18 protein-coding genes and 1 pseudogene are annotated in these 21,409 nt (G+C 66.9%); 11 read left to right on the top strand and 8 right to left on the bottom strand.

All coding sequences use genetic code 11. From position 1 onward, the window contains the following. The first annotated feature begins 122 nt into the window (after window positions 1–122). The 5 genes from VDQ18_RS02495 to VDQ18_RS02475 all read left to right on the top strand — a co-directional run bounded on the left by VDQ18_RS02495 (window position 123) and on the right by VDQ18_RS02475 (window position 6,278). Window positions 123–575, top strand: coding sequence for a carbon monoxide dehydrogenase subunit G (locus tag VDQ18_RS02495; protein WP_323019436.1), 453 nt, complete (start codon window positions 123–125; stop codon window positions 573–575). A 232-nt stretch (window positions 576–807) separates the two neighbouring features. Then, on the top strand, window positions 808–1,299 hold the full coding sequence (locus tag VDQ18_RS02490; protein ID WP_323019435.1) for a TRAP transporter small permease: 492 nt from the start codon (window positions 808–810) through the stop codon (window positions 1,297–1,299). A 1-nt stretch (window position 1,300) separates the two neighbouring features. Then, complete coding sequence (locus tag VDQ18_RS02485; RefSeq protein WP_323019434.1) at window positions 1,301–2,617, top strand: TRAP transporter large permease; 1,317 nt, start codon at window positions 1,301–1,303, stop codon at window positions 2,615–2,617. Then, window positions 2,614–3,459, top strand: coding sequence for an FAD binding domain-containing protein (locus tag VDQ18_RS02480; RefSeq protein WP_323019433.1), 846 nt, complete (start codon window positions 2,614–2,616; stop codon window positions 3,457–3,459). The genes VDQ18_RS02485 and VDQ18_RS02480 overlap by 4 nt, the downstream gene beginning before the upstream one ends. Further along, a complete protein-coding gene (locus VDQ18_RS02475; protein WP_323019432.1) occupies window positions 3,456–6,278 on the top strand; it encodes a molybdopterin-dependent oxidoreductase in 2,823 nt (940 codons plus the stop codon). Before VDQ18_RS02480 ends, VDQ18_RS02475 begins: the two co-directional genes overlap by 4 nt. A 67-nt stretch (window positions 6,279–6,345) precedes the next feature. On the opposite strand, the gene dctP is transcribed toward VDQ18_RS02475, so the two are convergent. Both dctP and pcaD read right to left on the bottom strand, forming a co-directional pair. After that, window positions 6,346–7,299, bottom strand: coding sequence for a TRAP transporter substrate-binding protein DctP (gene dctP / locus VDQ18_RS02470; RefSeq protein WP_323019431.1), 954 nt, complete (start codon window positions 7,297–7,299; stop codon window positions 6,346–6,348). Window positions 7,300–7,643: 344 nt separating this feature from the next. Further along, window positions 7,644–8,423: a 3-oxoadipate enol-lactonase gene (gene pcaD, locus VDQ18_RS02465; RefSeq protein ID WP_323019430.1), complete on the bottom strand. Its 780-nt coding sequence runs from the start codon at window positions 8,421–8,423 to the stop codon at window positions 7,644–7,646. Between the two features lie 119 nt (window positions 8,424–8,542). On the opposite strand from pcaD, the gene VDQ18_RS02460 reads away from it, so the two are divergent. Next, window positions 8,543–9,460, top strand: a complete 918-nt coding sequence (locus VDQ18_RS02460) for a LysR family transcriptional regulator (protein ID WP_323019429.1) — start codon at window positions 8,543–8,545, stop codon at window positions 9,458–9,460. Here VDQ18_RS02460 and VDQ18_RS02455 read toward each other — a convergent pair. The 3 genes from VDQ18_RS02455 to VDQ18_RS02445 form a co-directional block, all read right to left on the bottom strand. Then, a complete protein-coding gene (locus tag VDQ18_RS02455; protein ID WP_323019428.1) occupies window positions 9,433–10,068 on the bottom strand; it encodes a glutathione S-transferase family protein in 636 nt (211 codons plus the stop codon). The two genes, VDQ18_RS02460 and VDQ18_RS02455, sit on opposite strands and share 28 nt — an antisense overlap. A gap of 2 nt (window positions 10,069–10,070) precedes the next feature. Beyond that, the gene (locus VDQ18_RS02450) at window positions 10,071–11,234 is read right to left on the bottom strand and encodes a muconate/chloromuconate family cycloisomerase (protein ID WP_323019427.1); all 1,164 of its coding nucleotides are present in this window, start codon (window positions 11,232–11,234) and stop codon (window positions 10,071–10,073) included. A gap of 121 nt (window positions 11,235–11,355) precedes the next feature. After that, entirely contained in the window at window positions 11,356–12,231 is an 876-nt protein-coding gene (locus VDQ18_RS02445) for a dioxygenase (RefSeq protein ID WP_323019426.1), read from the bottom strand. A gap of 300 nt (window positions 12,232–12,531) precedes the next feature. On the opposite strand from VDQ18_RS02445, the pseudogene VDQ18_RS02440 reads away from it, so the two are divergent. After that, a pseudogene (locus VDQ18_RS02440) lies at window positions 12,532–12,857 on the top strand (transposase); the annotation flags it as partial. 194 nt (window positions 12,858–13,051) lie between these two features. Here the strand turns inward: VDQ18_RS02440 and VDQ18_RS02435 are convergent. Together VDQ18_RS02435 and VDQ18_RS02430 are read right to left on the bottom strand one after the other, a co-directional pair. Then, the gene (locus tag VDQ18_RS02435; RefSeq protein ID WP_323019425.1) at window positions 13,052–13,717 is read right to left on the bottom strand and encodes an imm11 family protein; all 666 of its coding nucleotides are present in this window, start codon (window positions 13,715–13,717) and stop codon (window positions 13,052–13,054) included. A 317-nt stretch (window positions 13,718–14,034) separates the two neighbouring features. Continuing rightward, window positions 14,035–14,928: a LysR family transcriptional regulator gene (locus VDQ18_RS02430; RefSeq protein ID WP_323019424.1), complete on the bottom strand. Its 894-nt coding sequence runs from the start codon at window positions 14,926–14,928 to the stop codon at window positions 14,035–14,037. A 107-nt stretch (window positions 14,929–15,035) separates the two neighbouring features. Here VDQ18_RS02430 and VDQ18_RS02425 point away from each other — a divergent pair, with 107 nt between their 5' ends. The 3 genes from VDQ18_RS02425 to VDQ18_RS02415 are packed head-to-tail and all read left to right on the top strand — an operon-like array spanning window position 15,036 to window position 19,238. Further along, the gene (locus VDQ18_RS02425) at window positions 15,036–16,115 is read left to right on the top strand and encodes a 4-oxalomesaconate tautomerase (RefSeq protein WP_323019423.1); all 1,080 of its coding nucleotides are present in this window, start codon (window positions 15,036–15,038) and stop codon (window positions 16,113–16,115) included. A gap of 27 nt (window positions 16,116–16,142) precedes the next feature. Next, a complete protein-coding gene (locus VDQ18_RS02420) occupies window positions 16,143–17,231 on the top strand; it encodes a tricarboxylate transporter (protein ID WP_323019422.1) in 1,089 nt (362 codons plus the stop codon). A gap of 60 nt (window positions 17,232–17,291) precedes the next feature. Continuing rightward, complete coding sequence (locus VDQ18_RS02415) at window positions 17,292–19,238, top strand: tripartite tricarboxylate transporter permease (protein WP_323019421.1); 1,947 nt, start codon at window positions 17,292–17,294, stop codon at window positions 19,236–19,238. A gap of 69 nt (window positions 19,239–19,307) precedes the next feature. On the opposite strand, the gene VDQ18_RS02410 is transcribed toward VDQ18_RS02415, so the two are convergent. Then, on the bottom strand, window positions 19,308–19,688 hold the full coding sequence (locus VDQ18_RS02410) for a DUF983 domain-containing protein (protein ID WP_323019420.1): 381 nt from the start codon (window positions 19,686–19,688) through the stop codon (window positions 19,308–19,310). 263 nt (window positions 19,689–19,951) lie between these two features. Here VDQ18_RS02410 and VDQ18_RS02405 point away from each other — a divergent pair, with 263 nt between their 5' ends. Next, window positions 19,952–21,316, top strand: coding sequence for a PLP-dependent aminotransferase family protein (locus tag VDQ18_RS02405; RefSeq protein WP_323019419.1), 1,365 nt, complete (start codon window positions 19,952–19,954; stop codon window positions 21,314–21,316). The last annotated feature ends 93 nt before the right edge of the window (window positions 21,317–21,409 follow it).

The raw sequence follows: 21,409 nt of genomic DNA, 5'->3' as shown, positions 1-21,409 counted from the left end.
CGAATATCGTTGACATGCGGAAATAACGTATACAGCATACACAAAATTGGATCGGCATCCCAAACTCTGCCACGTCCCCCACGGGGCGGCGGGGAACGGACCGGAGACGAGGAACACTTCCCATGGAAATTACCGACACCCGGCTGGTCGCGGCAAGCCGGCGCGATGTCTGGGCCGCGGTCCACGATCCCGAGATCCTGCGCCAAGCGATCCCGGGCTGCCAGTCGCTGATCGCGACCGAGGCCGGGATGGAGGCCGAGGTTACGCTGAAGATCGGCCCGGTGAAAGCGACCTTCAAGGGCGATGTGACCTTCGACGAGGAGCATCCCAATGACAGCATGGTGCTGCAGGGCGCGGGCAAGGGTGGCATCGCTGGTTTCGCCAGGGGCCGGGCCCGGGTCACGCTGACGCCGGAGGGGGCAGGAACCCGGATCGACTACAGCGTCGACGTGACTGTCGGCGGCAAGATCGCGCAACTGGGCGCCCGGCTCATCCAAGGGACGGCGACCAAGCTGTCGGGCGAGTTCTTCGACCGGCTCGAGGCGCAACTTGTCTCCGAAACGCCCGCAGGTTGACCCGGGCGCGGGCCCCTGCGACGCCTTCGGGGCAGGGGGCGCTTTGCCCGTCTTCCCCCGGCAGCGCCCCTTGTGCGCTGGGGCCAATCCGGCCTCTATTGCCGCGAGACGGGTGCGCCCGGCCGCAGACCTTTCAGGCGTGCCGTCTCGCGGGGATCGCTCCGCTGCGCCGTGCCGGGTTCCAGAGATTTTCGAGCGCGATCGCCCCACGGGGCTCCAGCCAGGACGAGACATGAAGACAGCCATTGCCCTCTATGACCTTGTGGTGACCGCACTTGCGGTCCTGTCGGGGATCATCCTCGCGCTCATGACCTGCGCCATCGCCGCCGAGTCGATCCGGCGGGGGCTTGGTTTCGGCGTATTCCGGGGCCTGATCGACTTTTCCGAGATCGGGCTCTTCTGCATCGCTATCCTGACGGCGCCCTGGTTGCTGCGCCGCAATGCCCATCTGTCGATCAACGTCTTTCTCGAGCGCTTTTCGCCGCCCGTCCGCCGCGGCGTGCAGCGGCTGATCGACCTGATCGGGTTGTCCTGCTGCGCGATCCTGTGCATCTGGGGCACGCGCGTGCTGATGCGCTCTTACCAGACGCAGCAGATGGTCTTTGGTGACTACGTGCTGATGGATTGGTGGCTGCAATGGCAGATCCCGCTGGCGGCGCTGCTCATGGCGCTGACCTTCGCCGGGCGGCTGCTCGCGCCCTTCCACGCGCAGCAAGGGGTCTGAGATGCCGGAATGGATCTTCGCCCTTGTGCTGATGCTGGGCGGTATCGTCGCCCTTCTGATGCTGGGCCTGCCGATCGTCTTTGCCTTCATCGCCGTCAACATCGCCGGGGCCTGGCTGTTCCTCGGCGGCGACATCGGCCTCATGCAGATGCTGCGCAACATGCGCTCGCCTGCGGCGCAATATTCCTTGGCGCCCATCCCCCTCTTCGTGCTGATGGGCGAGATCATGCTGCACAGCGGCCTCGCTCAGCGTGCCATCGATGCCATCGACCGGCTGATTTCCCGCGTGCCGGGGCGGCTGTCGATCGTTGCTGTGCTGTCGGGCACGCTGTTTTCATCGCTCTCGGGGTCGACGATTGCCAATGCGGGCGTGCTGGGGAAGTCGCTTTACCCGCAGATGAAGGCGCGCGGCTATCATGACAGCATGGCGGTCGGGCCGATCCTGGCCGTCGGCGGCATCGCCATGCTGATCCCCCCCTCGGGGCTGGCGGTGATGCTCGGCAGCCTTGCCTCCATCTCGATCAACGACCTGCTGATTGCCGGGATCGTGCCGGCGATCATGATGGCGGTGCTGTTTCTTGGCTATGTCATGCTGCGTTGCCGTTTGGACCCGTCCCTCGCACCGATCTACGAGACCGAGACGATGACGCTGGGCGAGCGGCTCAGGCCGGTGCTGGTGAACGTCCTGCCGCTGGCGCTGATCTTCGTCTGTGTCGTGGGCTCAATGTTCGCAGGCATCGCCACCGCGACCGAGAGCGCGGCCCTGGGCGTGGTGGCGACGGTCATCGCCGCGGTGATCTACCGGCGTTTCAGCCTGTCGATGCTGGTGCATTCGCTGAAGGAGACGCTGATCTTCTCGGCGATGATCCTAGTCATCATCTGTACCTCGGGCACCTTCTCGCAGGTGCTGGCCTTCACCGGCGCCACGCAGGAGATCAGCCGTCTGGTCGTGGCATCGGGCATCGGTCCCTTGATGCTGTTGCTGGGAATGCTGGCGGTGCTGGTCTTCCTGGGCTGCTTCATGGACCAGGTGTCGATGATGATGCTGACCCTGCCGATCTTCATGCCGATCGTCGGCGCAGCGGGGATCGACCCGCTGTGGTTCGGGGTCCTCGTGCTGATCGCGCTAGAGATTTCGCTCATCACACCGCCCTTCGGGCTTCTGTTGTTCGTCATGCAGGGCGTGGCGGGGCCAAAGCTGCGGGTGACGGCGGTCTACAAGGCGGTCCTGCCGTTCCTGGCGCTGGAATTCCTGGTGATGGGGTTGCTCATCCTGTTCCCGGGGCTGGTCAGCCTGTTGCCGGAGCTGATGAAGTGAAGGCGCCGAGAACCGAGATCGCCCGTCCTGCGACGCTGGCCGAGGCACTGGCGCTGCTGGCGACCGAGGATGCGCGGATCCTGGCTGGCGGGCAGAGCCTTGGCGCGGCGCTGAACTTGCGCCTCGATGCTCCCGCCCTGCTGGTCGACATCAATGGCATCCCCGGGCTGGACCGGATCACGCTCGAGGACGGGCACCTGGTCTTCGGGCCGCTGGTCCGCCACCGCGCGGTGCTGGAAAGCCCGCTCGTCGCGCGCGAGGTGCCGGTGCTGGCGCAGGTGATGCCGCATGTCGCCCATCCGGCGATCCGCAACCGGGGGACGACGGCGGGCTCCATCGCCTATGCCGATCCGGCAGGCGAGATGCCGGCAGTGGCGCATCTGATGGGCGCCGAGCTGGTGCTTGCCACGGCCTCGGGCGAGCGGGTGGTTTCGGCGCGGGACTTCTTCCTTGGCATCTACGACACGCTGCGCGCCCCCGAAGAGATGCTCGTCGCCATCCGCTGGCCGCGCGCCCGCGCGAACGAGCATTTCGCCTTTGGCGAGGTGACGCGCCGCCGGGGCGATTTCGCCAGTGCCGGCTTCGTCGCCCGGGCGGTGATCGAGGCGGGCGTGGTGCGCGGTATCGCGCTGACCGCCTTTGCCAGCGAACCCGCGCCGGTGCTGTGCCCGGCCGCCGAGGGAGCCATCGGGCAGAGGTTGACGCCGCTTCTGGCGGCGGACCTCGCCGGGGCCATCGCCGCCGACCTCGACCCGATGCCGAGCCTCGCGGGCTCGGCCGAGCAGAAACGCGCCCAGGCGCGGGCGCTGGCCCGCCGGGTGCTGATGGACCTTGCCGCATGAATGATGTCGCCCCGATCGTGAATTTCCGTGTGAACGGCAAGGAGGTGAGCGTGGGTGCCTGCACCCGCGGGCATCTGGCCGATTATCTGCGCCATGACCGGCGGCAGACCGGCACCCATCTGGGCTGCGAGCACGGGGTCTGCGGTGCCTGCAACGTCATGGTCGACGGGCAGGTTGTGCGCGGTTGCCTGACGCAGGTGGCGCAGCTTCAGGATGCCGAGGTCCAGACCATCGAAGGGCTGACCGCCGAGGGGCGGCTCCATGCGCTGCAGGAGGCCTTCGTCGCCCGCAACGCCCTGCAATGCGGGTTCTGCACTTCGGGCATGCTGCTCACGGCGGTGGAACTGCTCGATCAGAACCCCGAACCCTCGCGCGCCGAAATCCGCGATGCGATTTCCGGCAATCTCTGCCGCTGCACGGGCTATCACGCCATCGTCGATGCCATCGAGGACGTGGCGCGGGGTCGTGCGCCCGAGGCCCCGAAAGCTGAGGGGATCGGCGCCCCCCTGCCGCGCGCCGCGGCAAGACGACCGGCGACAGGGACGGGGCGCTATCTGGACGACATCACGCCGGCGCATTGCGCCCATGTCGCCTTTCTGCGCAGCCCCCATGCCCATGCCCGGATCCTGTCCATCGACACGGCCGAGGCACTGGCCATGCCCGGTGTCCTCGCCTGTTTCACCGGCGAGGATCTGGCCAGGGTCAGCCCTCCCTGGGTCACCAGCCTTGCGGGGGTGAAGGGCCACAGTTCTCCGCCCCAGCCCTGCCTCGCCCTGGGTGAGACATGCTGGCAGGGCGAGGCCGTGGTCGCGGTGGTGGCCGAAAGCCGGGCCGAGGCCGAGGATGCCGCCGAGCTGGTGATGGTCGAGTTCGAGGAACTTCCCGCCGTGACCGACACCGAAGCGGCGCTGTCGGACGTGGCCACCGTGCACGCCGCCCAAGCAACGAACCTGATCCTGGATCAGGTCTTCACGGTAGGCGATGCCGAGGCCGCCTTCGCGGGCGCCGCCGTGATCGCGGAACAGGATTTCGCCTTCACCCGGCAGACCGGCATGTCGCTGGAACCGCGCGGTATCATCGCCGAATTCGATCCGGCCCGGGGCGAGATCCGGGTGCATCTGTCGCATCAGGCGCCGTTCCAGCAGCGTGAGATCTATGCCCAGCAACTGGGCCTCGATCCCGGCGCCGTTCAGGTGATCGTGCCGGATGTGGGTGGGGCCTTCGGGCTGAAGCTGCACGCCTATGCCGACGACATGGCAGTCGTTGCAGTCGCGACGCTGATGGACCGCCCGGTAAAATGGGTGGCGGACCGGCTGGAATCCTTCACCGCCGACGCCCATGCGCGCGAGGCCTCCGGCCATGCCCGCATCGCCGTCGATGCCGACGGAAGGATCCTTGGCTTCGAGGTCGATCTGCTGGCCGGTTTTGGTGCCTATTCCATGTACCCGCGCGGGTCGGTCGGGGAAGCCCTGCAGGCCTGCTCGATGGTCGGCGGCCCCTATGCCTTCGCCGCCTTCAAGGGGCGGCTGCGCGGCGTCTTGCAGAACAAGGCGCCGACCGGGGCCTATCGGGGCGTCGGCCAGCCGATCGCCACGGCGATCACCGAGCAGCTCATGGACCTTGCCGCCGATGCGCTGGGTATCAGCCCCGAAGAGATCCGGCGGCGCAACTATATTGCCGAGCCGGGGGATACGACCAGCCCGCTGGGGCTCAGATTCGAGCCGCTGTCGCTGCAAGAATGCCAGGACAGGCTGGAAGGGCTGGCCGGGTTGGCGGCGAAACGGGCCGACCATCGGCGGCTCAGGGCCGAGGGGATCCATCGAGGGTTGGGATTGGCGGCTTTCGTGGAGATGACGGGGGTTGGCTCGCGTCTCTACGGGCCGCTGGGCGTGGCCGTCGCAGCGCAGGAAAGCGCGCGAGTGACGCTCGAGGCACGGGGCCGGGTGAAGATCGAAACCTCGGTCACCGATCAGGGGCAGGGGACGTTGTCGGCCCTGGCCCAGATCGCTGCCGCGGAGCTGGGTGTCTCGGTCGGCCAGATCAGCCTCGGCACCACCGACACGGCGCGCAATCCCTACGGCGGTGGCGCCTGGGCCTCGCGCGGGGTGGCGCTGGGGGGTGAGGCTGTGCTGAGGGCCAGCCGGGGACTGAAAGCCTCGATTCTGGCCATCGCCGGGGCGCTGACCCAGCGCCCGGCCGAGGCCCTGCGGATCGTGGGCGAGGATGTCACCGATGCCAGCGGCTCGCCCCTGATCGCGCTGGATCGGGTGCTGAGGCTTGCGCGCTACAACCCGACCGAGATCCCGCTGTCGGTGGTCCCTTCGCTCAGCGTCGAAGAGAGCTTCCTGCCCGGCGCCTTGCCCTATCTCATGTCGAACGGCGTGGTGGCGGTCGAGGTGGAACTCGATCCCGACACCGGGCTGGTCGATGTGCTGGGCGCCTGGGTGGTCGACGATTGCGGCCGGGTGGTGAACCCGCTGCTGGTTGATGAGCAGTTGCGCGGCGGGCTGGTGCAGGGGATCGGCGCGGCGCTCTACGAGGAATGCGTCTATTCGGCAGACGGGCAGCTCGAAACCGGAACGCTGGCCGATTACCTGGTGCCGATGGCGGCCGAAATGCCGGATATCGCCATAGCCCATGTCTCGACCCCCAGCCGGGCGACGCTGCTGGGGGCCAAGGGGGTGGGCGAGGCGGGGCTGGTGGCGGGTCCGGCGGCACTGCGCTGCGCGATCAACGACGCGCTGCGGCCGCTCGGCGCGCAGGTCACGCATCAACCCTATTCACCGGCACGGATCCTTGCGGCGCAGGGCATCGTCTGAACCGCAGCTTGATGACAAGCAAAATGGGCCGGGTTTCCCCGGCCCTTTCCTTTAGCTATCCGCTAGTTCAGCGTTCCAGCATCGGCCGCAGGCGGGCGATTTCCGGGCTGAGCGATTCCAGATCCTCCCAATAGACGCGGGTGGCGAGCTCGGCCAGTTCAGGGCCGGCGTCGAAGGCGGTGACACCCGCCGCTTCCTGCGCCGCGTATTCCTGTGCGGTGCGCTCGGCCGACCATTCGACCATGTAATCCTCGAACCAGACGGCGGCGTCGTTGAGGATAGCCTGCTGCTCGGGCGACAGGCGGTTGTAGCTGTCGTTGTTGATCAGGACGTTGATGATCACGTTGTAGAATCCGGGATCGACGCGGGTCGTGATCAGGCGGTCCCAGCCGAAATCGCCCAGCCCCCAGAAGGCCCAACCGACCCCGCTGATCACGCCCCGCTCCAGCGCGGTGAAGACTTCGGGCGCGGCGACGGCGGTGCTGTCGATGCCGAGCGCGTTGAACAGCAGATTGTAGGTGGTCTGCCCCCGCAGGCGCTGGCCGCTGAGGTCATCGAGCGAGGAAATCGGTTCGGTCAGATAGATGTGGAAGGGCACGCCCGTGCCATAGCCGGTGAGGTAGCGCGCGTTCATCCGTTCGACCGCGAGTTCCGACAGTGCGTCGACCGCGCCGCTTTCGCGCTGCTCGGCGAAGGAGAGGTTGGTCAGCGATTGCGCATCGGCCTCGACGAACTGGCCCTTGGTGTAGGAGGGGGGCGTGGCAATGATGTCGAGCACGCCTGCCGTCAGCGCGTTCGGCTGCTCGTTGGCCGGGATCGCCTCGGGCCCGCCCACGACGCGGATCTGCACGAGGCCCGCGCCGGTCTCGTTCACCCGGTCGACATAGAGCTGGAACGGCACGCCGTAGGTGGTCGAGGTGGGGACGAAGGCGCTGGCGCGCAGCGTCACCTCGTCGGCATGGGCCAGCCCTGCCACCGTGCTGAGCGCGAGCCCGGCGAGATAGATCTTCCAGTGTTGCATCGTTGGTCTCTCCTGTTGAAGGGCGGAAGCAGCGGTTTTGATCTTTGAGCTACTTATGGATACGGTATACGATAATTGCGATGAAAGCGATGATTCTTGGTCCTGCCTGACTTGTCGAGCGCATCGCGGAGGGGAATGTCATGAAATTCAGCGTCTGCTCACTTCCTGAGCAAGGCAAGGATTATGCGCGCCAAATAGGACCTTCCTCAAGGCGCCGCGCTGGGCCGACGACGGATAGGAATACCGTGGCGACAGGCGAGGAGCAGCGATGGTGGCAGACCGGCGCGACGCGCTTTTTTTGGTATGCTGCATACGTCGAGTGCCAAGATCACGCCGCTCCTTGCTCATCCCAGATGCGCCCGAAGCAGCGCCGCATAGGCCCCGGCATCCTCGACGCAGGGCAAATGGCCCGCGCCCTCCATCAGCGCGAACCGGGCGCCGGGGATCAGATCGGCCATGCCGCGCACCAGCTCGGGTGGCGTCGCGCCATCCTCGGCGCCGGCGATGACCAGCGTTGGTGCGGTGATCGTGGCGCATGCGTCAGCCAGGTCCGACGCGGCCAGGGCCTCGCAACAGGCAGCGTAACCCTGGGCATCGGTCCGCGCGAGCATGGTCTGCCAGAGCGCCAATCGGGCCGGATGCTCGGACCGCCAGCGGGCCGAGAACCAGCGTTCCATGACCCCGGGCGCCATGGCGTAAAGGCCGGTCTCGGCAACAGCGGCAATCCGCGCCCGCCAGGCCTCGGCGGTGCCGATCCTGGCGGCGGTGTTCGACAGCACCAGCCGGTCCAGCCGCTCGGGCGCCCGCCGGGCGATGTCCATGGCGATCTGGCCGCCGATCGACAGGCCCACCACATGCACGCGGGGCACCCCGGCTGCGGTCATCACCGCCAGTGCCATCCGCCCGAGGTCGGCGATGGCGAGGGGGCCCGCGGCCTTCTGCGACAAACCATGCCCGGGTTTGTCGAAGCGCAGGACGCGCCAGTCGCGGGCAAGGTCTTCGACCACGTCGTCCCACATGCGCAGATCGGTGCCAAGCGAGTTGAGCAACAGCACGGCGGGCGCATCGACGGGACCGTCGGCGCGGGCGTGCAGGACAAGGCCCTGATCGGTGACTGGCAGCATGCTGGTTCCTTCCTTCTGAGGGGGCATGGAACACGGGTGCGGCGGGTGGTGCAATATGCCCGCCAGTCTTGCATCATACCCGGCGGGTATCGGGCGGCTCGTGGAACAGGGAGGCAACCATGGAGCTGAGGCATCTGCGCTATTTCCTCGCCGTGGCAGAGGAATTGCATTTCGGCCGGGCGGCGGCGCGGCTGGACATCGCCCAGCCGCCGCTGTCGCGGCAGATCGCGGCGCTGGAGGCGGAGCTGGGCGCCACGCTTTTCGACCGCGGGCGCGGTGCGATCCGACTGACGCAGGCGGGCGAGCTGCTGCACGAGCATGCGCGCGAGATCCTCGCCCGGCTGGACAGCGCCAGCCGCGAAGTGAGGCTGGTCGGGGCAGGGCGGGCCGGAAGGCTGCGGCTGGCCTTCGTCGGCTCGGCCTCGCATGGGGTGCTGCCGCAGCTCATCCAGGGCTACCGTGCCGCCTATCCGGAGGTCGATCTGGCGCTGTCGACCATGAACAACGCCGAATTGCACCGGGCGCTGGTTCAGCGCGACATTGATGTCGCAGTGGCCCGGCCGGATCTGGAGGACGACGAATTCCGCCGCGAGACGCTGGTGCGCGAGGATCTGATCCTTGCGCTGACGAGCGATTCACCACTGGCGTCGCGTGAAGGACTGAGACTGGCCGATCTCGCCGACCAGACCTTCATCCTCTACCCGCGTCGGCCGCGCCCTTCCTATGCCGATGTCGTGCTCGGCCTGTGCGAGCGCGAGGGGTTTCAACCCAAGCGCCTTGAACTCACGCAGGATTTTCAGAGCGCAATCTCGCTGGTGTCGGTCGGCGCGGGCCTGTCGGTCGTGCCGCAATCGGTGGCGCAGACCCAACGGCCGGGTGTGGTCTACCGGCCCTATCAGGGGTTCAATCCCGGGACTGGGCTGTCGGTGCTGTCACGCCTCGACAACCGGTCGCCGCATGTGGTGCATTTCCTCGACCTGACGCGGCGCTTTGCCCGAAGCCTGGCGGCTCAAGATGCGGGGCGGGGGTCATCCTGAAAGGGCTCGCGCCGGACGCTAGGACGGGCAAGGAAGCCTGCATGCCACTCGGCCAGCGCCGGGCGGTGCTTGCGCCATTCCTCGGCAGCGAAGCGAAAGTCCAGATACATCAGCGCGGTGCCGATGGTCAGGTGGCCGATGTCGAAGGGCCGCGCCGCGAGGCTGGGCGCAAGGGTCTCCAGCCAGTCCAGCACCGCGACAGTCTTGGTCTGCCAGACGGCCAGCATCGCCTCAGATCGTTGCGGCGCGTCCCTGAGCCGGCCCTCTATCAGCCAGTTGAGGGCGATGTCCATGAGCCCGGCACCAAGCGCCTCGTCGCGTTCAGCCAGAAGGCCCGCCTCGCCCTCGGGGAACAGGCGCGGGCCTTCGCCGCCGGTGCGGTCGGCCCAACGGCAAATGACATGGCTGTCGATCAGGACGCGGCCGTCCTCCAGTTCCAGCGTGGGGATCTTGGAAAGCGGATTGACCGCCATCAGCCCCGGGTGCGGGATCATCGGATCGGCGCCGGTCCGCACCGTCCGTACCTGGTCGGACAGGCCCTTTTCCTGCAGGGCGATCATCGTCTTGCGGACATAGGGAGAGCGCGGGGACCAGTGAAGTAGCGGCATGGTCAAGCTTTCCGCGTCACGTCGCGCAGGGCGTCGTGGTCAATGCTGATCCCCAATCCCGGCCCGGTCGGGCAGTGAATCTGGAAGTCGCGGAAGACGATCTCGCCATGGGTCAGGTCACGTTTGGCGATGCGCGGACCGAAATGCTCGCACCCCCATTCCAGCGCGGGCAACGAGGCGAAGACGGCGAGATGCGCGGCGGTGCCGATGGCGCCTTCCAGGAGGCAGCCGCCATAGAGCTCCATCCCCATCGCCGCGGCAATCGCCGCAGCGCGCTTCATCTCCAGCAGCCCGCCGCTTTTCACCAGTTTCAGCGAATAGACACTGCCGGTGGCGGCGGCGGCGTTGGCGGCAATCTCGGGGCCGGTGAAGGCGGCCTCGTCGACCATGAAGGGGATCGGGCTGCGGGCGGCCATCCGCGCCGTCGCCGCCTGATGGCCGGGCTTCAGCGGCTGTTCGATCAGCACGACGCCGATCTCGGCCAGCCGGGGCAGGAAGCGGATGGCGGTGGCCTCGGTCCAGGCCTGGTTGACGTCGCAGACGATCTCGCAGCCGGGGAGCGCCTCGGCGATGCGGGCAACCCGGGCCACGTCCTCGGCCGGCGGGTGGAACCCCAGCTTGATCTTGAAGCGCCGGTGTTCGCGGGCCTCCAGCTTGCGCCGGGCTTCCTCGATCTCCTGCTCGGCATCGCCCGAGGCCAGCGCCCAGAGGACCTCCATATGCTCGCGCACCCGGCCGCCGAGGAAAGCGGTGACTGGCAGGCCCAACGAATGGCCGGCGGCATCGAGGAGCGCGGCCTCAACTGCCCCCCGGGCCGAGGCGTTGCGGGTTGCCGCCTTGGCCATCTTCAGCGCGTTGGCTTCGAACGACAGGGCATCGGCGCCCAGGATCGCGGGGGCGATATAGGTGTCGATATTGGCCTTGATCGCCTCGACGCTTTCCTCGGCCCAGCGGGGACCGCCGAGCGTCGCGGCCTCGCCCCAGCCCTCGGCGCCGCAGCTCAGGACCGCCCGCACGATGACGCAGGATTGCACGCTGATCTCGGTGTTTGACAGGCGGTGCCGACGCCAGGTCGGCACGTCGACAATCGCCGTCTCGATGGCAACGATCCGCCGCGCGGGCAGCGCTTGCGCGTCTGTGCGGTCGAGGGTTTGGGGCGTGTTCATGACGGGGTCTTTCGGTCTGCTGGTCGGGCCCGGGCCCCGTCCTCAGCGAAGCGCTGGCTGGGGCGGGTGGTGTCGGACCGCGCGCGACGCCCGAGAGCGTGGCGCGCGGCTGTCTTTCAGGTCACTCGGCAGCCACACCGACGGCGTTGGCGGCGCGCGGCAGGACGAAGTCGAAGGTGAGAAGCAGGTCGGTTTCTGCACCGGCCGGAGCCTTTCGGAACTCGCCGATCAGCTCTTCCTTGACGGCAAAGACCGAATCCTCGTCGAGATGCGCGCTGCTCGAATCGTAGATTTGCGAGATCAGCGGGCGGAAGCCCTCGCGGGTGACCATCATGTGCAGGTGCCCGGGGCGCATGCAGTGATGGCCCATGTAGCGGATCAGTTCGCCTGCGGTCTCGTCGCCGGGGATCGGGTAGGGGACCGGCCGGATCGCCTGGAAGGCGTAATGCCCCTGAGCGTCCGTCTCGAAACGGCCGCGCAGGTTGTAGTCGGGCTGGTTCGGATCGTGGTTCTCGTAAAGCCCGTTCGGTGCGTCTTCCCAGACGTCGATGATGGCCCCGGCGACCGGGCGCCCCTCGGTGTCGCGGACATGACCTTCGACCAGCACGGTTTCCTGCCCGTCAAACGCGGCCTGTACGGTCGAGGCGCCCTTGGGCAGGATCGGCGCGTTCTGACGGAAGAAGGGGCCAAGAACGGTCGAGACCGTCTCGGGGCCTTCGACCGGGTTCGACAGCATGTCGACCAGCACCTCGACCCCGAGGATGTCGCCCAGAAGGATGAATTCTTGCCGCTTGTCCGAGCAGATCTGCCCGGCTCGGGCGAGGAAATCGCAGGCCTGCAGAAACTCGCCATGGGTCAGCTTCACGTCTTTGCAAAAGCCGTGCAGATGCGTGATCAGAGCCTCCATGATCTCGCGCTGGCGGGCCGAGATCGTGTCGTGGCGCCCCAGGGATGCGATGACGGTATCGGTCACGGTGTCGACGGTCATTGTGCGCATGAGTTCCTCCTCCGGAATTTCGGTGCGTGATGCGCGCGAAGGCTTGCACGATGGGGCGTACCCCGACCAGACGGACACGGGGTATGATGCAATACCTGATCGGGTTCGGGGTGGCCTGAAGTCGCGGCGCCAAAGCGTAACCCGCTTATCCACGAGGAAAAGCAGCCCAACCCAAGGCGCTGATATGGCATAGTTTTGTTGCCACCTCGCCCTATTCCACGCAGTCTTCGGGATTTTCTCTTTTGCGATCCGCGCACCGGGCCAAGATCGCTTGGCTATCGGAACGAATGGAGCGCTACGATGATCACCGAACTGAAGTCCATCCCTGGCATCTGGAGGCGGATGCCGAGCGAGTTGCACTTACGACGGTTCATGGAGGGCCTCATATGGCCGGCCGGCACTGCCCGCATTGTGGGTCGGTGGCTTCCTCGGCGCTGCGGGGCCGGACTTGCCGTCAAGGGCTGTACCAGTGCCGTGATTGCCGTCTCCAGTTCACGATCACCACGCTCACCCCGATGCACGCCACGAACCTCGACTTGCGTCTGTGGATCTGCGCCATGTTTCTCGTGCTCACATCCAGCAAAGGCATTTCTTCGGTCGTGTTGGCGCGTCTTCTCGGTGTCAATCTGGAAGCCGATCCCGGTAGTCGACCAGATGCGCCTCCTGCTTCAAGGCGCTGTCGGCAAACAACTTCGGCGCTCAAAGGTTTACGGGCTATGCTGGCCGTGACGCCTTCCTCGGTCCGCTTCGGTGAACACTGCAGCGGACGCGCGCCCTCCAAGGTGCCGGCGGCCCATGACCGGGGGCACGGCGTGGTCTCCTACGCCGCCAGCGTCTTCTTCAGTCGCCAGCCCTTGTCCAGCTGGGCGGCCTTGAGCGCTTTTGCGAGGCGTGGAGATACGAACAGGGAATCCTTCACGCAGATGTCTTTCCACAGGTCCGGGCCATTCAATGCCTCGGCACTGACAGTGATTTTCTCCGGATTTCCAATTCGGTAAGCTGGCGGGTTGGTATTTGGTGTCGGACGCGGCCTGAACGCTGGCAGATCTGGGTTGCTCATATCAACCCATCGCCGCCGATTGCAGACATTGAGCACAAAATAATCCTGGTCCCACAGTTCGTATTTCCGGTTCCGATCCAGAATGCGGATCGGTCGGAAATACGTCTCACCCAGGTCGAACTGTTCCAGCAGCGCTTTGGTCTCGGCACTCACCCCGGGGATCGAGTTCATGCTCATGAAGGGTGGCGGCGTATCGCCTTCGGGGACCTTGGTACCTGTGCCCCAGCGGAAAACGGCCTCCATTCCGTCATGGTCAACGCGATACCCATCCTGCAAGGCGTAGGTGCCCATGAGGTACCGACGAGCGACAGCTTTGATGTCATCCTCGGATTTTCCCCGCTTGTCCTCAGGATCAAGGCCGATCATGGTGACATTCTTCGCCCCCAGCGTGGTCTGGATACCGTTGACGAACCAAGCATTGGTCATGAGATCTGGCTTTGTGTCCTGCGGCGGGCTTTGCGAGCTTCGGTTGTGGAGAAGCGAAGGTCAATCGTCAATGACGCCCCAGACTTTGGTTCTGGGGGGCGATATGCATCTGCAACCTGGCGGTGCTTCGATAACAACCATTGGGTGGCCGGCTCAATACTTTGGAACGACCTCTTTCACATGTTGAGATTCAACAGCTATAGCGCCCGCGCCTTCTTTGGTAGATAAGCGGGAAGCGTAAACACCAACCGGGCTCAAGCCGCAGTTGGATGAAAGCTCAGTGGCAGGTCACCAGCGCCATCAACCCACCCAACCCCTCACCGGTCCTTCCAACGATCCATCATCATCCCGTAAAACCGCTCCGCTGACGGCGATAACGTAACACCCAAGCGACGTACCAATCCTACCGTCCGGGTGACCACCGGGTCGATCAAGGGACGGCTGGCGATGGTCGGGTGGTCGCCGCTGGGCAGCGACATGCGGGGGAGGGCGGCGATGCCGAGGCCTGCTTCGACCAGGCCCAGCGAGGTCGAGAGGTGCTGCACCTCGTAGAACCATTTCGACCGGATCCCCGCCCGCCCCAGCCCCAGATCGACGATCAGCCGGTTGCCGCTGGACCGGCCGACGGTGATGAACCGGTGCTCGGCCAGATCGGCCCAGGAGATCTCGCTGCGCTGCGCCAGCTCGTGGTCCTTGCGGCAGGCCAGCATGAAGGGCTCCTCGACCAGCGGCGCGAAGAGGACATCGGGATCGTCCGCGCCCAGCAGGGTGATGCCGAAATCGACCTCGCGGTTCAGGACGCTCTGCAGCACCTCGTTGGCGCCGCTGTCGACGATGCGGATGCGGATCGCGGGATAGGCGGTGTTGAAGGCCCGCACCACGTCGGGCAGGAAGTAATAAGCCGCCGTCGGGATGCAGGCGATGCTGACGAGGCCCGAGCGACGCTCGGCGATCTCTTTCACCGACAGCAGCGAGGTCTCGAAATCGTCCAGCAGGCGCCGCGCCCGGCCCAGGAAGTCGCGCCCGACCGCCGTCAGCTCGACCCGCCGCGTGGTGCGGTCCAGCAGCGTCACCCCCAGCACGGATTCCAGCTTCTGGATGCGCCGGGTGAGGGCGGGTTGCGACAGGTGGATACTGTCCGCCGCGGCGCCGAAATTGCGCATCTCGGCGGTGGCGACGAAGGCGCGGAGGTCATCGAGGTCAATATTCATGTGCATAGCGCATTAGTGGGTGTAAAAAATGCATTTCACACAAAAGACGGCAGATGGCAAGTATCGCCTCGAGTTCGGACTGGGTCCGAGGGAGTGGGAGCGAGCCGATGCACACAATACCTTGCGTTCTGATGCGTGGCGGCACGTCGCGGGGTCCGGTCTTCCTATCCGCCGATCTGCCGACCGACCGTGCCGCGCGCGATGCGGCGCTGATCTCGGCTCTGGGGTCGGGTCATCCGCTGCAGATCGACGGTGTGGGGGGCGGCAACCCGCTGACCAGCAAGGTGGCCATCGTCGGCCCCGCCAGCGTGCCCGGCGCGGATGTCGATTACCTGTTTGCCCAAGTGAACGTTGAGAAGCCGCTGGTCGACACCGCCCCCAATTGCGGGAACATGCTGGCCGCGGTCGGCCCCTTCGCCATCGAACAGGGGCTGGTGCCTGCGACCCCGGGGCTGACCCGACTGGTCATCCACAACGTCAACACCGGCAAACTGATCGAATCGACGGTGGAAACCCCCGGCGGCCGCGTGACCTATGAGGGCACGACCGCCATTGCCGGCGTCCCCGGCACCGCCGCGCCGATCCGGCTGGCGTTTCTGGATGCGGCCGGGTCCAAGACCGGGAAATTCCTGCCCACGGGCCAGACCCGCGACCGGATCGCCGGGCATGAGGTCAGCCTGATCGACATGGCGGTCGCGGCGATGATGGCCGATGCGCAGAGCTTCGGGAAGACCGGCGGCGAAAGCCCCGCCGCGCTGGATGCCGACCGCGCCTTCATGGAGGCGCTGGAGGCCGCGCGCCTGCTGGCCGGGCGGGCGATGGGCCTTGGCGACGTGTCGCAGCTGGTGATCCCGAAGCCGATCCTGGTCTCGGCGCCCGCCGCGGGCGGCACGATCCGCGCCCGGTATTTCATGCCGCATTCCTGTCATACCGCCGTGGCGGTGACCGGCGCCGTCTGCATCGCCGCCGCCTGCTGCACGCCCGGCACCGTCGCCCATGATCTGGCCCGGCTGTCCGCGCCCGATGCGCAGGGGCGGCGCCTGCTGCAGATCGAGCATCCCTCGGGCAGCACCCCGATCGAGATCGAGCAGAACCCCGAGACGGGAGAAGTGACGCGGGTCTCGGTGATCCGGACCGCGCGGCGTATTCTCGAAGGCGTTGTCCACGTCCGCGACACCGCCGCCTGAGCGACCATCAACGTAGGAGGAGACGACATGACCATGCTGAAATCCCTGAGCCTCAGGGGCGTGCTCGCGACCGCGATCGCCCTTGCCCCCCTCACCACCCCGGCCATTGCCCAGGACTTCGCGGGCGAGAACATCGAATGGACCATTCCCTTCGGTGTCGGCGGCGGCACCGATGTCTGGGCGCGGTTCTTCGCGCCGCAGTTCAGCCAGCACCTGCCGGGCAACCCCAATGTCGTGGTGCTGAACGTGCCGGGCGGGGGCTCGATCACCGGCGCCAACCAATTCGCCATGCGCGCGGCGTCGGACGGGCTGGAAGTGCTGGGTACCTCGGCCTCGACCCAGTTCCCGGCGATCCTGGGTGATCCCCGGGTGCGCTACGATTATGCCAACTGGACCGCGGTCCTGGCCTCGCCCGTCGGCGGCGTCGTCTATATCGCGCCCAGCTATGGCGTGAGCGGCCCGGCGGATATCGAGGCGCTGCGCGGCTCGGAAATCCGCTTCGCCGCGCAAAGCGCGACGGGTCTGGAAATGCCGGTGCTGCTGGCCTTCGAGATGCTCGACCTCAACATCCGGGCCGTCTTCGGCATGGAAAGCCGTGGCGCTGGTCGTCTGGCCTTCGAGCGGGGCGAGTCGGGCATCGATTTCCAGACGACGCCCGCCTATCTGAGCAGCGTCGCGCCGCTGGTGGAAGCGGGCAGTGCCGTGCCGCTCTTCGCGCTCGGCGTGGTCAACGCAGATGGCAGCGTCTCGCGCGATCCGTCCTTCCCGGACCTGCCGACCTTCGTCGAGTTCTTCGAACAGGCGACCGGTGCCGCGCCCGAGGGCGAGGCCTTCGACGCCTGGCGTTCGCTGATGCTGGCCGGTTTCTCGCTGCAGAAGATGATGGTCCTGCCCCGCGACGTCCCGGCCGAGATCATCGCCGCCTATGCCGCCGCGGCGCAGGAGATCGTCGATGCCCCGGACTTCCGCGAGCGCGCGGGTGAGGAACTGGGTGCCTATACCCAGCTAGTCGGGGCCGAGGCCGATGCCGCGCTGACCCGGGCGCTGCAGATCGACCCCGCGGTCCGCGACTACCTCGTCACCTGGCTGCGCGACGAGTTCAACGTCAGCTTCTGACGCTTTGCCGGCGGACCCTGGGGAGGTTCCGCCGGCGTTCAACACTGGGGAGGGTGAAACATGCTCGACGCCGCACTTCTTGCTTTGGGCCAGGTCTTTACCGGCGCGCACCTTGGATTTCTGGTCATCGGTGTCTTCGTGGGCCTGGCCGTGGGCATCATGCCCGGATTGGGCGGCATCGCGGGCATGTCCATCCTGCTGCCGTTCCTCTACGGGATGGACCCGACCTCGGCGCTCGGCATGCTGATTGGCATGGTCGCGGTCATTCCAACGGGCGACACCTTCACCTCGGTGATGATGGGCATTCCGGGATCAAGCGCCAGTCAGGCCACGGTTCTGGACGGCTTCCCCCTCGCCAAGAAGGGCGAGGCGGCACGGGCCCTCTCGGCCGCCTTCGCCAGCTCGCTTCTGGGCGGCGTGATCGGCGCGCTGGTCCTGTCGGTGGCCATCGTCATGGCCCGGCCGCTGGTTTTGTCCTTCTCGTCGGCGGAATTGTTCATGCTGACGCTTTTCGGCCTGTCCATGGTCGCGGTCCTGTCAGGCCGAAGCCTCGCCAAGGGGATCGCCGCGGCGGGTCTGGGCCTGATCGTCGGCGTGATCGGCACCGCCCCCGCGACCGGTGAGCCCCGGATGACGCTGGGCATCGACTACCTCTATGACGGCATCCCGCTGGTCGTCGTCGCCATGGGCCTTTTCGCCATCCCCGAGATCATCGACCTCTTGAAGCGCGGCAATGCCATTTCCGAGACCACGGGCCTCGGCGGCGGCTGGGGCAAGGGGCTGCGCGACGTGCTGCGCCATCCCTGGCTGGTCGCCCGCTGCGCCGGTCTGGGCTGCGTCATCGGCGCGCTGCCCGGCCTCGGCGGCGCGGTCGTCGACTGGATCGCCTATAGCCACGCCGTCCAGACCAGCCGCGACAAGTCGCAATACGGCAAGGGCGACATCCGCGGCGTCATCGCCCCGGAATCGGCCAACAACGCCTGCCAGGGCGGCGCGCTGGTGCCGACGCTACTGTTCGGCGTGCCCGGCTCGGGCTCGATGGCGGTGTTCCTGGGCGGCATGGTGCTGCTGGGGATCCAGCCCGGCATCACGCTGGTGCAGACGCGGCTTGACCTGACCTATACGATCATCTGGTCGCTGGCGCTGGCCAATATCGTCGGCGCCGGGCTCTGCGTGCTGCTCGCCCGCTATGTCGCCAAGCTGACGCAGATCCGCTTCGTCTATCTCGCGCCCTTCATGATCATGATCACCATGTTCGCGGCCTTCCAGGCCACGCGGTCGATCGCCGATCTGGTGGCGCTGGTGGTGATGGGCGCGGTCGGGCTTTACATGCGCCGCTTCGGCTGGCCGCGTCCGGCGCTGCTGATCGGCTTCGTGCTGGCCCCGGGTGCCGAGGGCTACCTCTATCAGGCCGTCCAGTTCTACGACTGGGACTGGATCTGGCGTCCGGGCGTGCTGATCATCGCCGCGATCACCGTGGCCTCGGTCGTCCTCGGCCTGCGCTATGGCGCCGATATCTCCAGCGAGGGCGAGACCGACCCGGCCGCCGCCGCGACCCGTCCCCGGCAGATGGCCTTCACCGCGCTCTTCCTCGGTGCCGCGCTGGTCTGCATCGTCACCGCCCTGGGGCTGAGTTTCCTCGGCCAGGTCTTCCCGCTGACCGTCGGTCTGCTGGCGGCGGGCGGCGCGGTCTGGGTGCTGGTGCATCTGGCGATGGGGCGGGCCTCGGCGCTGCACGACGACGATGCGGCGCTGGCTGTCGCCGGTCGCTGGTCGGGGCGCGAGCTGTATCTGGGCCTCTTCATCGCCGTGGTCGCCGCGATCTGGCTGATCGGCTTCCTGCCGTCGATGGCGCTGTTCTTCCCGCTGTTCCTGATCCTGATCGGCAAGGCCCCGGTGATCCGGTCGCTGTTCCTGACCGCCTCGGCGCTGGCCTTCATCTATGGCATCACCACCGCCATGTCGCTGCGCCTGCCGCAGGGGATGGTCATGTCCCTGCTGGGCTGATCCCGCAGCCGGAAACGAAAAAGGAGCGCGCTGGGGACAGCGCGCTCCTTTCCTATTGGCGGGGGTGGTTCAGGACGTGGCCTTGCCGAACCCGTGCATTTCCTTGGCCCATTGGATCGCCACCATCAGCCCCTTCATCCGGGGCAGCAGCACCAGCGACAGCACCGTCGCCACCGTACAGAGGATCAGCGCCAGTTGCAGCGGGTGGTCCTGATAGCGACCGACGAGGCTGTGCAGCGCGATCCCGACCACATGCACGACCACCAGGATCGTCAGATAGGCCGGGCCATCGTCGGCGCGCTGATGGTGCAGCTCCTCACCACAGGCGGCGCAGGTGTGATTGACCTTCAGGTAGCGGCCGAAGAGCTTACCCTCTCCACAGGCCGGGCACCGCAGCATCAGGCCGCGCCGGACGGCCAGCTTGGTATCACGGGGGGCAGGGGTGCTCATAGTCGTACTCGCTTTCGGTCAAGACGCATGGGGTGAATATAGGGCAGATTGTGGGAAATTGAATGGGAAAAATCACATTCAAAGTGCGACATTGTAGCGTGATTGATTGGTTCTATTGGGGGTGGCGCGCGAAAGCGGGTCCGCTTATGACAGTAAAAGCGGACAAAGCGTCGCGGCAGGCCGTTGGAGCCGTATATCCATACAATTGCCCTTCAATTCCCCGAATCAATCCGCTAGCCTGCTGCTGAACAGGAGTTGCCGCGATGATTGATTGGGTCCCCCAGCTGGAAGACACCGGCAAGCCGCGTTATCTGGCGATTGCCGATGCCATCTCCCAGGGCATCCAGCAGGGTCTGCTGGGCATCGGCGACCGGCTGCCGCCGCAGCGTCGCCTCGCCGCGAGCCTCGGCCTCGATTTCACCACCGTCTCGCGCGCCTATGCCGAGGCGCAGGCCCGCGGGCTGATCGCCAGCCATGTCGGCCGCGGCACCTTCGTCGCGCCGCGTCCCGCCGCGGCCGAGGATCCCGAGCGCCGGCGCGCGGGCGATCTGTCGATGAACCTGCCGCCCGAACCCACGGATCCTGCGCTCCTCGGCCGGATGCAGGCGGGGCTGGGCATGGTTTCGGCCAATCTCGTTGAGCTGCTGCGCTATCAATCGCCGGTCGGGGCCGATCGGGACCGGATCGCTGCCGCCAGCTGGCTGGGCCAGCGCGGCCTGACACCGGCGCTGGAGCGGATCGCCGTGACCCCCGGGGCGCATGCGACGATGGCGGCGATCCTGTCGATCGTCACCAGCCCCGGCGACCGGATCCTCTGCGAGCGTCTCACCTATCCCGGCATCCGCAACATCGCCGCGCGCTTCGGCGTGACGCTGATCGGGCTGGAGATGGACGCGCAGGGCATCACGCCCGAGGCCCTGCGGGCCGCCATCGCCCGGCATCAGCCGAAAGCGCTCTATCTCAACCCGACGCTGCAGAACCCGACGACCCTGACCATCCCAGCCGGGCGGCGGCAGGCGCTGGCCGAGGTGCTGAACGACACCGGGCTGACGCTGATCGAGGATGACGCCTATGGCTTCATCCCCGCCAAGGCGCCCGCGCCCATGGCACAACTGGCGCCGGACCTGACCTGGCATATCGGCGGCCTGGCGAAATGTCTGGGCGCCGGGCTGCGGCTGGCCTTCACCGTCGCCCCCTCGCCGCGCGGTGCGATCCGCCTTTCGCAGGCGATCCGGGCGCTGTCGGTGATGCCCTCGCCGCTGTCCACGGCGCTGACGACGCAATGGATCGAGGACGGCACCGCCGACGCCATCCGCCGCTTCATCCGCCTCGAAAGCGCTGCCCGGCAGGCCATCGCCCATGAGACGCTGGAGGGGTTCCGCTTCGAGGCCGCCGAGAACGCCTTCAACATCTGGCTGACCCTGCCCGAGGGGGTGGGCCGCGCCGATGTCGTGGTGAAGATGGCCGGGCGGCCGCTGGGGCTCATTCCCTCGGATGCTTTCACCGTCGATGGCCCGCCGCAGGAGAAACTCCGCGTCTGCCTCGGTGGCCGGATCGGCCGCGAGGATCTGCGCGAGACCCTGCTCTTCCTGCATCAGGCGCTCTTGCCCAGCGAGTTCATGGGCTGACCCGCTGGGCCTTGGGCCGCACCAGTCCGGGTGACGGAGCTGACCGGCGTCCCGTCGCCTGACAAACCAACGGGGCCCTCGCGGGCCCCGTTT

Source organism: Pararhodobacter sp. (genome assembly GCF_034676075.1).
Taxonomy (GTDB): domain Bacteria; phylum Pseudomonadota; class Alphaproteobacteria; order Rhodobacterales; family Rhodobacteraceae; genus Pararhodobacter.
Note: the sequence above shows the minus strand (reverse complement) of the source record. Positions and strands in the feature narration are given on the sequence as shown.

What these genes read in the sequence shown, in the direction of transcription:
- VDQ18_RS02495 (WP_323019436.1), top strand. Translation starts at nt 123, where the DNA reads ATGGAAATTACCGACACCCGGCTGGTCGCGGCAAGCCGGCGCGATGTC.
- VDQ18_RS02490 (WP_323019435.1), top strand. Translation starts at nt 808, where the DNA reads ATGAAGACAGCCATTGCCCTCTATGACCTTGTGGTGACCGCACTTGCG.
- VDQ18_RS02485 (WP_323019434.1), top strand. Translation starts at nt 1,301, where the DNA reads ATGCCGGAATGGATCTTCGCCCTTGTGCTGATGCTGGGCGGTATCGTC.
- VDQ18_RS02475 (WP_323019432.1), top strand. Translation starts at nt 3,456, where the DNA reads ATGAATGATGTCGCCCCGATCGTGAATTTCCGTGTGAACGGCAAGGAG.
- dctP (WP_323019431.1), bottom strand. Translation starts at nt 7,299, where the DNA reads ATGCAACACTGGAAGATCTATCTCGCCGGGCTCGCGCTCAGCACGGTG.
- pcaD (WP_323019430.1), bottom strand. Translation starts at nt 8,423, where the DNA reads ATGCTGCCAGTCACCGATCAGGGCCTTGTCCTGCACGCCCGCGCCGAC.
- VDQ18_RS02460 (WP_323019429.1), top strand. Translation starts at nt 8,543, where the DNA reads ATGGAGCTGAGGCATCTGCGCTATTTCCTCGCCGTGGCAGAGGAATTG.
- VDQ18_RS02455 (WP_323019428.1), bottom strand. Translation starts at nt 10,068, where the DNA reads ATGCCGCTACTTCACTGGTCCCCGCGCTCTCCCTATGTCCGCAAGACG.
- VDQ18_RS02450 (WP_323019427.1), bottom strand. Translation starts at nt 11,234, where the DNA reads ATGAACACGCCCCAAACCCTCGACCGCACAGACGCGCAAGCGCTGCCC.
- VDQ18_RS02445 (WP_323019426.1), bottom strand. Translation starts at nt 12,231, where the DNA reads ATGCGCACAATGACCGTCGACACCGTGACCGATACCGTCATCGCATCC.
- VDQ18_RS02435 (WP_323019425.1), bottom strand. Translation starts at nt 13,717, where the DNA reads ATGACCAATGCTTGGTTCGTCAACGGTATCCAGACCACGCTGGGGGCG.
- VDQ18_RS02430 (WP_323019424.1), bottom strand. Translation starts at nt 14,928, where the DNA reads ATGAATATTGACCTCGATGACCTCCGCGCCTTCGTCGCCACCGCCGAG.
- VDQ18_RS02425 (WP_323019423.1), top strand. Translation starts at nt 15,036, where the DNA reads ATGCACACAATACCTTGCGTTCTGATGCGTGGCGGCACGTCGCGGGGT.
- VDQ18_RS02420 (WP_323019422.1), top strand. Translation starts at nt 16,143, where the DNA reads ATGACCATGCTGAAATCCCTGAGCCTCAGGGGCGTGCTCGCGACCGCG.
- VDQ18_RS02415 (WP_323019421.1), top strand. Translation starts at nt 17,292, where the DNA reads ATGCTCGACGCCGCACTTCTTGCTTTGGGCCAGGTCTTTACCGGCGCG.
- VDQ18_RS02410 (WP_323019420.1), bottom strand. Translation starts at nt 19,688, where the DNA reads ATGAGCACCCCTGCCCCCCGTGATACCAAGCTGGCCGTCCGGCGCGGC.
- VDQ18_RS02405 (WP_323019419.1), top strand. Translation starts at nt 19,952, where the DNA reads ATGATTGATTGGGTCCCCCAGCTGGAAGACACCGGCAAGCCGCGTTAT.